The 8,569-nt window shown below is 71.3% G+C and carries 7 protein-coding genes and 1 pseudogene; 3 read left to right on the top strand and 5 right to left on the bottom strand.

The window, feature by feature from the left end:
- The 4 genes and pseudogenes from RT91_RS18515 to RT91_RS18500 all read right to left on the bottom strand — a co-directional run.
- Positions 1–549, bottom strand: a pseudogene (locus RT91_RS18515) (transposase); the annotation flags it as partial.
- Positions 550–655: 106 nt separating this feature from the next.
- Complete coding sequence (locus tag RT91_RS18510; RefSeq protein WP_035189126.1) at positions 656–2,395, bottom strand: ABC transporter ATP-binding protein; 1,740 nt, start codon at positions 2,393–2,395, stop codon at positions 656–658.
- Positions 2,396–2,425: 30 nt separating this feature from the next.
- Complete coding sequence (locus RT91_RS18505) at positions 2,426–3,901, bottom strand: MFS transporter (protein WP_007424209.1); 1,476 nt, start codon at positions 3,899–3,901, stop codon at positions 2,426–2,428.
- Between the two features lie 5 nt (positions 3,902–3,906).
- A complete protein-coding gene (locus RT91_RS18500; RefSeq protein WP_035189127.1) occupies positions 3,907–5,082 on the bottom strand; it encodes a DUF2125 domain-containing protein in 1,176 nt (391 codons plus the stop codon).
- 124 nt (positions 5,083–5,206) lie between these two features.
- Here RT91_RS18500 and RT91_RS18495 point away from each other — a divergent pair, with 124 nt between their 5' ends.
- From RT91_RS18495 to RT91_RS18485, 3 genes are all read left to right on the top strand, one after another.
- Positions 5,207–6,139: a glycosyltransferase family 2 protein gene (locus RT91_RS18495; RefSeq protein WP_035189124.1), complete on the top strand. Its 933-nt coding sequence runs from the start codon at positions 5,207–5,209 to the stop codon at positions 6,137–6,139.
- Between the two features lie 61 nt (positions 6,140–6,200).
- Entirely contained in the window at positions 6,201–6,662 is a 462-nt protein-coding gene (locus tag RT91_RS18490; protein ID WP_007421492.1) for a MaoC family dehydratase, read from the top strand.
- Positions 6,659–7,588 (top strand): bifunctional riboflavin kinase/FAD synthetase, encoded by a 930-nt coding sequence (locus tag RT91_RS18485; protein ID WP_007421491.1) that lies wholly within the window; start codon positions 6,659–6,661, stop codon positions 7,586–7,588. Before RT91_RS18490 ends, RT91_RS18485 begins: the two co-directional genes overlap by 4 nt.
- Before the next feature lie 49 nt (positions 7,589–7,637).
- On the opposite strand, the gene RT91_RS18480 is transcribed toward RT91_RS18485, so the two are convergent.
- Positions 7,638–8,569 (bottom strand): DNA recombination protein RecF (locus RT91_RS18480; RefSeq protein ID WP_035189122.1); only part of this gene is annotated, 932 nt, incomplete at its 5' end.

Genomic DNA, 8,569 nt, shown 5'->3' with positions numbered 1-8,569 from the left:
GAGGGGCTGCTCAAAGCGCAGTCCCGACAGCCAGCGCCGTGCATCAACGTCCAGGCTTGACGACTGTAGTGTGCCCCATGACGCAGCAGGAAGCCGGACAGCTGCTGGCGCGCCTGCCGWMGTGCTCGCACCGCCATCAATCGAGTCCGGACCAGGTCACGGATCGCTTCATGCGCCGGATCCGGCACCCAGACCGCCGTCAATTCCCCCGCCCGATGCAGCCTGGCCAGGTTCACCGCATCCCGACGATCCGTCTTGATCCGTTCCCCCGGCTTGCGAGGGATCAGCGACGGCGCCACCACCACGCAGTCATGCCCGGCCGCCGTCAGCTGTCGCTGGATCCCGTAGCCACATGGACCCGCTTCATAGCAAAATCGCAGTTCCCCGCCCACGCGCTGCAACTTCGTCACCACCCTCGTCAGCGCCCTCCGGGGTGTTCGCGATCCGGCCATACTCGCGCACGTCATCGCGGCCGCCAGATTCCGCCAGCGCGACCGTGATCGTCTCCTTGTGCACGTCCAGCCCGATAAAAGTGATATGCTTTCCCATGACCCGTCTCCTATGCATTGAGGCTCGGCACCGGACCTCCCGGCGCAACCCTCGGAAACCTGCATACTGCGAGACGGGTCACCCCAATCTCAGGCGAACATCTGGTCTAGCCGGCGAGGGCCTGGGCGCGGACGAGGCGGGCGAAGGCGCCATCGCCGGCGATGAGGTCTTCATGCGTGCCGGACTCGACCACCGCGCCATCCGCCATCACCACGATGCGGTCGGCGTCGCGCACGGTGGCGAGGCGGTGGGCGACGACGATGGTGGTGCGGCCGCGGCGCAGGCGGGCGAGCGCTTGCTGCACGGCGGCCTCGCTCTCGGCATCGAGCGCGCTGGTCGCCTCGTCGAGGAGCAGGATCCGCGGGTCGCGCAGCAGGGCGCGGGCCAGGGCCACGCGCTGGCGCTGGCCGCCCGACAGGCGCTGGCCGTTGACGCCGACGCGGGTTTCGAATCCTTCGGGAAGGTCCGCGATGAAGCCGGCCGCCGCCGCCTCGGCCGCGGCGCGGATTTCGTCGATCGAGGCGCCCCTGCGGCCCATCGCGATATTGGCGGCGATCGTGTCGTCGAACAGCAGGGCATCCTGGCCGACATAGGCGATCGCGCCGCGCAGGGAGTCGAGGGAGACGGCGGAAATGTCGGCCCCGTCGATCAGGATGGCGCCGCGATCGGCCTCGTAGAGCCGGGGCAACAGGGCAAGCGCCGTCGACTTGCCGGCGCCGGACGCGCCGACCAGGGCAAGGGTGCGGCCGGGTTCGGCGACGAAGGAGAGATCGCGCAGGCCGGGCCGGCCATCCGGATAGGCGAAGCCGACATGGCGGAACTCGACCCGGCCGGGACCGGGCGGCAGTTCGACCGCATCGGGCCGGTCGGCCACGACCGAGGGTTCGTCGATGACATGGAACACGCGTTCGAGCCCGGCCATGCCTTCCTGCACCGCGGCGTTCATCGTGCCGAGGGCGCGCAGCGGGCGGGAGGCGATCAGCAGGGCGGCGACGAAGCCGGTGAAATTGCCGATGCCCGAGGCGCCCGCCGCGTGCCGCCAGCCGGCGAACCCGATGACGAGGGCGATGGCGAGGCCGCCGAGGACTTCGAGCACCGGGTCGAGCGCGGCGCGGCCGCGGATCATGCGCATCAGGGCGCGGTAGAGGTGCTCGAAGGCGCGCTCCGCCCGTCGGCGCTCGTCTTCCTCGAGGCCATAGGCGCGGACGGTGCGGGCCTGGGCGAAGCTTTCGTTGAGCAGGGCGGCGGTTTCGCCCATCCGCTCCTGCATGCCCCCCGAGGCGCGGCGGATGCGGCGGCCGATCTTCTGGATCGGCAGGCCGGCGAGCGGGTACAGCAGGGCGGCGATGAGGCTGAGTTCCCAGTCGATCCACAGCATGGTGCCGACCAGGCCGATCAGCGTGAAGAAATCGGCGATGCCGTTCACGGCGCGGCTCATCGCCTCGCGGATCACGGTGGCGTCGGTGGTGAAGCGGGCGGCGAGCGCCGCGGGAGCCTCGCGGTCGATCCGCGCGAGTTCGGCGCCGGTCAGATGATCGAACATCGAGACCTGCAGGCGGCGGATGGTGCCGAGCACGACCTGCTGGGTGAGCAGGGTCTGGGCATACTGGGCGAGCGCCTTGACCATGGTGACGGCGAGCACGATCAGCGGCACCTGGTAGAGGATGCGCGGGTCGCGCCGGGCGAACATGGTGAAGGCGCGGTCGATCAGCGCGGGGTAGAGCGCCGTGGTGCCCGACATGATCAGCGTGGCGACGATGATGAGCGCGACGCGACCGCGATAGGCGCTGACATGTTGCCGCCACAGCCGCCGCGCGAGCGCGATGCTGCTGCCGGTTTCCATCATGGGAGATCCATTTCCGCTTGCGATGCCCCGTTACTGGCGCGCCGCCGGGTTCGCGTCAATCGCCGGGCCGGCGGGCGGCGGCGCGTGATGGCCGCTGACATCGTCGCCGGCGGCGGGCGAGAGCCTGGCGCAGACCGGCACCGAGAGTCCGCCGATCGCGCTGACGATGAGGAAGGCCCAGCCGTAATCGGCGATCGAGGGCTCGGCGTGGCCGGCGAAGATCGTGGTGAATTCCAGCGCGCCGGCGGCGACCGAGATGCCGAGGGTGAGGGTGATCTGCTGGAAGGTGGCGTAGAAGCTGGTGGCGGCGCTCATGCGGCTGCGCGGCACGTCGGCATAGGCGATGGTGTTGAGGGCGGTGAACTGGAGGGAGCGGAACACGCCGCCGACCAGCAGCACGGCATCGAGCGCGAGTTCGGGCCAGCCGGGGCGGAAGGCGGCGCAGGCGGCGGTGAAGACCACGGCGAGGCCGCCGAACAGCATCATCGCCACGCGGAAGCCGAGGCGGCGGAGGATGGGCTCGGCGAGCGGCTTCATCGCCAGCGCGCCGACCGCCGCGGCGAAGGTGATGGTGCCGGATTTCGCCGCCGAATCGCCGAAGCCGAGCTGGAGCATCAGCGGCAGCAGGAAGGGCATCGCGCCGGCGAGGACGCGGAAGAAGCTGCCGGCGATGGTGGAATTGGCGAAGGTGTCGATCCGCATCAGCGTGAGATCGAGGATCGGGTGCGGGTGGCGGCGGGCATGGCGCCAGTAGGCGAGCGAGGCGACGGCGCCGGCGGCGAAGCAGCCGAGGCTCCAGCCGAGCGGGATGAGTCCGCGGCCGATCGTCTCGAAGCCGGACATAAGCAACGCCATGGCGAGGCCGCTCCAGACGAGGCCGGCAATGTCGAGCCGGCCGGCGTGCTCGGCGTCCTTCACCTCGCGGACGTGGAGGGTGACGGCGACGATGCCGATCAGGCCGATGGGAACGTTGATGTCGAAGGTCCAGCGCCAGGAGAGATAGGTGACGATGAAGCCGCCGAGCGGCGGGCCGATGATCGGGCCGAGCAGCGCCGGCATGGTGAGCCAGGAGGTGGCCGCGATCATGTCGCGCCGGCGGACGGATTTCAGCAGCAGCAGCCGGCCGACCGGCACCATCATGGCGCCGCCGAGCCCCTGGAAGATGCGCGCGGCGATGAGTTGGCCGAGACTCTGCGACAGGCCGCAGAGGATCGAGCCGATGGTGAAGACCAGGATCGCGGCGCGGAAGACCGTGCGGCTGCCGAAGCGGTCGGCGAACCAGCCGGAGGCGGGGATGAAGATCGCGAGCGACAGCAGGTAGGAGGTGAGCGCCAGGCTCATGTGCAGCGGGTCGGCGTGGAAGCTCTTCGCCATCGCCGGCAGGGCGGTGGCGACGATCGTGCCGTCGAGATTCTGCATGAACAGCGCGGTGGCGACGATCAGCGCGGTCAGGCGCATCTGGCTCGGGCTGAGCGTGGCGGCTTCGTCCTCGGGCTCGGTGTCCATTCTCCTCAGCCCTTCGGCGCCGCCTTTCCGGGCACCGCTTGCGGGGATGCGGGCCAGACCAGCGGCGGGACCGTGGTGAGCTTCGTGCCGTTGGCCGAAACGGCGCCATGGGCGAGGACGAAATCGACCGCGAGGCGCTGGCCGCCCTTCGGCCCGCGGGTGAAATAGGGCGCGGCGGCGGTGGTCAGGGCGCTGATGTCGCCGGTGAGGGAGGGATAATGCGTCGAGAGCGCGCCGAGGGCGGCGCCGAGTCCGTCGGCGACGAGATGCAGCCTTCCCTTCGGCTGGGCGCCGGCATCGAAGCCGAAGCTGCCCGTGCCGTGGGCATCGAGCGGGCCGACCGTGAGGCCGAAATCGTAGGTGCCGTGGCCGCCGCCCTGCGCCCAGCGATGCAGCGCCGGGCCGAGCTGCCGCCACAGCGCCGGGAGGTTGGCGGCCGCGCCGGGGGCCAGCCAGCGGGCGCCGGGCGGCAGGGTGAGCCGCGCCGGCAGCGCGGCGGCGGGGCCGGAGAGCGCGAGATCGACGCTGAGCGCGGTGAGCTTGCCGCCGAACGGCAGGTTGCCGAGGGTGACGAAGAGCGGCGAGAGCGCGAGGCCACGCAGCGATTCGTGCAGCGTGGCGGCCATGGAATCCGGCCCGGCATCCGGATTGCGGGTGCCGCTGGCATCGATCGCGGCGACGCTGACCAGGGTGAAATTGGTGTTCTCGCTGTCGACCCGCAGGTCGGTCGCGTGGAAGGCGCCGGCGCGCAGCGGATCCGGCGCGTGGTGCAGCAGGTCCGCGAGATCGAACCGGTCATCGGCGGCGATGCTGCCGAAGCGCAGGGTGAAGGAGGGGCCGCCTTCGAGGGCCATGCGCCAGACGGTGGCGAAACCGAGATCGAGCGTCAGCGGGGCGGCGGGATGCACCACGAGATCGACCGCGGGGATTTCCAGCGTCGGTGCCGGGCCGTCGGCGACGGGCGGCGTCAGGCGGAGATCGGCGACCCGCACATCGGCGACGAACGGCGAGGTGCCGCGCGTGACGGCGCCGTGGCTGACCGTCCAGCCGGCCGCGTGCAGGCGGGCCGCCGCCTGGTCGACGGCGAGGGCGAGCCGGCTTTCGGCATACCACCACAGGCCGAGCCAGCCCAGGGCGGCGAGCACGACGACGAGGGAGAGAAAACGGACAAGCCTCCGCATCTTGCGTCCTTTCATGTGCGCGGGACCAGTCTAGCGGGGGTGCCGGGCAAAGGCCAAACCGGCGGGCCGCACGGTTTACCGGCGGCGCGGCGGCGGTTAAACCGAAAGCGAAACAGGGAGCCGGATGACGATGACGGAACCGAGGATTGCGGTTCTTCTGCCCTGCCATAACGAGGCGGCGGCCATCGGCGCCGTGGTGCGCGCCTTCCGGACCGCCCTGCCCGGCGCGGACATCTACGTGTTCGACAACAATTCGACCGACGATACCGCCGCGATCGCGCGCGGGGCGGGCGCGATCGTCCGGCGGGAGGCGCTGCAGGGCAAGGGCCACGTGGTCCGGCGGATGTTTCGCGACATCCAGGCCGATCTCTACGTGATGGCGGATGGCGACGACACCTATGACGCCGCGCTGGCGCCGGCGATGATCGCACTGGCCCGGCGGGGGCCTTACGATCTCGTGAACTGCGTGCGGCGGGAGACCGACGCGGCCGCCTATCGCGGCGGCCACAGGCTGGGCAACCGGCTGCTGACGGGGGCGGTGCGGGCGATTTTCGGCGACCGGGTGGAGGACATGCTGTCGGGCTACAAGGTGCTGTCGCGCCGGTTCGTGAAGTCGTTCCCGGTGCTCGCCACCGGATTCGACATCGAGACGGAACTCGCGGTGCATGCGCTCGAACTCGCCCTGCCCATCGCCCATGTCGAGGGCGATTACCGGCCGCGCCCGGCGGGCTCGGAGAGCAAGCTCAGGACCTGGCGCGATGGCTGGCGCATCCTGCGGCTGATCCTGCGCCTGCTGCGGCACGAGCGGCCGCTGGCGTTTTTCGGCGCGCTCGGCGGGGCCGCGTTTCTGGTCGCCGCCGTGCTGATCGCCCCGGTGATCGCGACCTATCTGCGCACCGGCCTCGTGCCGCGGCTGCCGACCGCCGTGCTGGCCACCGGCATCGTGCTCGCCGGGGCGCTGAGCCTGACCACCGGCATCATTCTCGACACGGTGACGCGCGGGCGGCGGGAGACGCGGTTGCTGGCCTATCTGCGGCATGCCGCGCCGGGGCCTTGACCCCGCCCCCCGATCCGGCGCTTTGTGCGCCGCGATACGTTCCACCGCGACGGGAGTTCCCATGCCCAGCTGCGTACCCTTCGACCAGCTCGAACCCGGCCAGACCGCCTCGCTCGGCAAGACCATCACCGAGGCCGACATCCTGCTGTTTTCCGCCGTGTCGATGGACACGAATCCGGTTCACCTGAACCAGGAGCTCGCCGACGAGACGCTGTTCAAGGGACGGGTCGCGCACGGGATGCTGTGCGGCAGCCTGATTTCGGCGGTGCTCGGCACCGTGCTGCCGGGATTGGGGACGATCTATCTCACGCAGTCGATGCGGTTCCGCGCGCCGGTGCGCATCGGCGACACGGTGACGGCGGAGGTCGAGGTTGCCTCGCTTGATCACGAGAAGAAGCGGGCGACCATGCGCACGCGCTGCTTCGTGCGCGGCAAGGTGGTGATCGAGGGCGAGGCGGTCGTGATTCCGCCGACCGAGGCCGTCGTCGCCGTGGCGCAGAACGAGAAGCGCGCCGCCGAATGATCCGCGTCTTCCACGACTGGAGCGGGATTCCTCCGGAGGCGCGCGGCGCCTCGGTGGCGCTCGGGAATTTCGACGGCATGCATCGCGGGCATGTCGAGGTGCTGCGGGCGGCGCATGCGGCGCGGCCGGACGCACCGCGCGCGGCGCTGACCTTCGCGCCGCATCCGCGCGAGTTCTTCCGCCCGGACGATCCGCCATTCCGGCTGATGCTGGAGGCCGAGCGGGCGGCGGCGCTGGAGGCCGAGGGAATCGAGATCCTCTATGAACTCACGTTCGACCGCGCCTTCTCGCTGCTGAGCGCCGAGGCATTCATCGAGGAGGTGCTCGATCGCGGGATCGGGGCGGCGCACCTCGCCTGCGGGGCGGATTTCGCCTTCGGCCACCGGCGGGGCGGCGATGTCGCCATGCTGCGGGCGGCGGCGGAGGCGCGCGGGATCGGGCTGTCGATCGTGCCGCATCTCGACGATGCCGAAGGGCCGATCTCCTCCAGCCGGATCCGCCGGCTGCTGCAGGACGGGTACCCCGAACGCGCCGCGGCGCTGCTCGGCCGGCCGCACGCGATTCGCGGCGTGGTCGCGCATGGCGACGCGCGGGGACGGACGATCGGCTTTCCCACCGCCAATGTCGCGCTCGGGCGGCACCTCGAACCGGCGCGCGGCGTGTATGCGGTGACGGTGCGGCTGGCCGATGGGCGCATGGTCAAGGGCGTGGCCAATATCGGCCGGCGGCCGACCGTGGCGGAGGGGGCGATCTCGCGGCTGGAGGCGCATCTGTTCGACTTCAGCGGCGACCTCTATGGCCAGGAGATCACCGTGTCGCTCCACCGGTTCATCCGCGACGAGCGGCGCTTCGCCAGTTTCGACGAGTTGCGCGCGCAGATCGCGGCGGACGCGGACGAGGCGCGGCGCCTGCTGAGCACGGTCTGAAACAATCGTTCAAACTCAATTGATTAGATAAATATCCTGAACTGACTCGTCAGGCGCGGCGGAGCGCGCCCTCCCCCACCGTCCAGATCGCGGCATCGCCGAGGGCGGCGAGCTGGTCGCGTTCGGTCGCGGTGCAGAAGACCTGCGCGCCGCCGCGATGCAGGACCTCGCCGAGTGCCGAGCGGTGGGCGGCGTCGAGATGCACGAAGGGTTCGTCGAGCAGCAGGACCGGGGCGGCGCCGCGGGAAATGGCAACCAGGGCGGCGTGGGCCAGCACGATCGCGACCAGCATCGCCCGCTGCTGGCCGGTGGAGGCCAGCGCGGCGGCGAGGCCGCTGGAAGCGTGTTCGAGGCCGAGATCGGCGCGCTGCGGCGAGAGGGCGGCGACCGGCTCGGCGCGGGTCGCGGCATAGCGGCCGCGAAGCCACTCCTCCACCGCCAGGGCGGGGCGGTGCGCGAGTTCGGCGCCGATCGGACAGTCGAGCGACAGCCGCGCGGCGGGGAACGGATCGGCGGCGCCGGCGGCGAGCAGCGCGTTCAGCCGCTCGATCACGTGCAGCCGCGCGGCGGTGAGCGCCGCGGCGTGGCGGGCCATCGAATCCTCGATCGTGGCGAGCCAGAGCGGATCGTAGCCGCCGGCCTCGATCAGCCGGTTGCGGTTCGCCGAGGCGGCCTCGAAGGCGGCGACCTCGCTGGCGTGGCCGGGTTCGAGGGCGAGGACCAGGCGGTCGAGGAAGCGGCGGCGGGCGGAGGCGCCCTCGGTGAACAGGCGGTCCATCTGCGGGGTCAGCCAAAGGCAGGAAAACCGGGCGGCGACGCGGGCGGCGGCGGCCGGTTCGCCATCGAGCAGCAGGCGGCGGCGCTCGCCCTGCCCCGCCTCGATCCCGGTGCCGATCGCGAACCGGCCTTCCGGCCCGTCGATCCGGGCGGCGACGGCCCAGCCGCCGGAGGCGCCGGGCGCGCGGCGGGCGAGTTCGGCGA

The sequence above is a fragment of the Acidiphilium sp. JA12-A1 genome, from assembly GCF_000724705.2.
Classification (GTDB): domain Bacteria; phylum Pseudomonadota; class Alphaproteobacteria; order Acetobacterales; family Acetobacteraceae; genus Acidiphilium; species Acidiphilium multivorum.
Note: the sequence above shows the minus strand (reverse complement) of the source record. Positions and strands in the feature narration are given on the sequence as shown.

What these genes read in the sequence shown, in the direction of transcription:
- RT91_RS18510 (WP_035189126.1), bottom strand. Translation starts at nt 2,395, where the DNA reads ATGATGGAAACCGGCAGCAGCATCGCGCTCGCGCGGCGGCTGTGGCGG.
- RT91_RS18505 (WP_007424209.1), bottom strand. Translation starts at nt 3,901, where the DNA reads ATGGACACCGAGCCCGAGGACGAAGCCGCCACGCTCAGCCCGAGCCAG.
- RT91_RS18500 (WP_035189127.1), bottom strand. Translation starts at nt 5,082, where the DNA reads ATGCGGAGGCTTGTCCGTTTTCTCTCCCTCGTCGTCGTGCTCGCCGCC.
- RT91_RS18495 (WP_035189124.1), top strand. Translation starts at nt 5,207, where the DNA reads ATGACGATGACGGAACCGAGGATTGCGGTTCTTCTGCCCTGCCATAAC.
- RT91_RS18490 (WP_007421492.1), top strand. Translation starts at nt 6,201, where the DNA reads ATGCCCAGCTGCGTACCCTTCGACCAGCTCGAACCCGGCCAGACCGCC.
- RT91_RS18485 (WP_007421491.1), top strand. Translation starts at nt 6,659, where the DNA reads ATGATCCGCGTCTTCCACGACTGGAGCGGGATTCCTCCGGAGGCGCGC.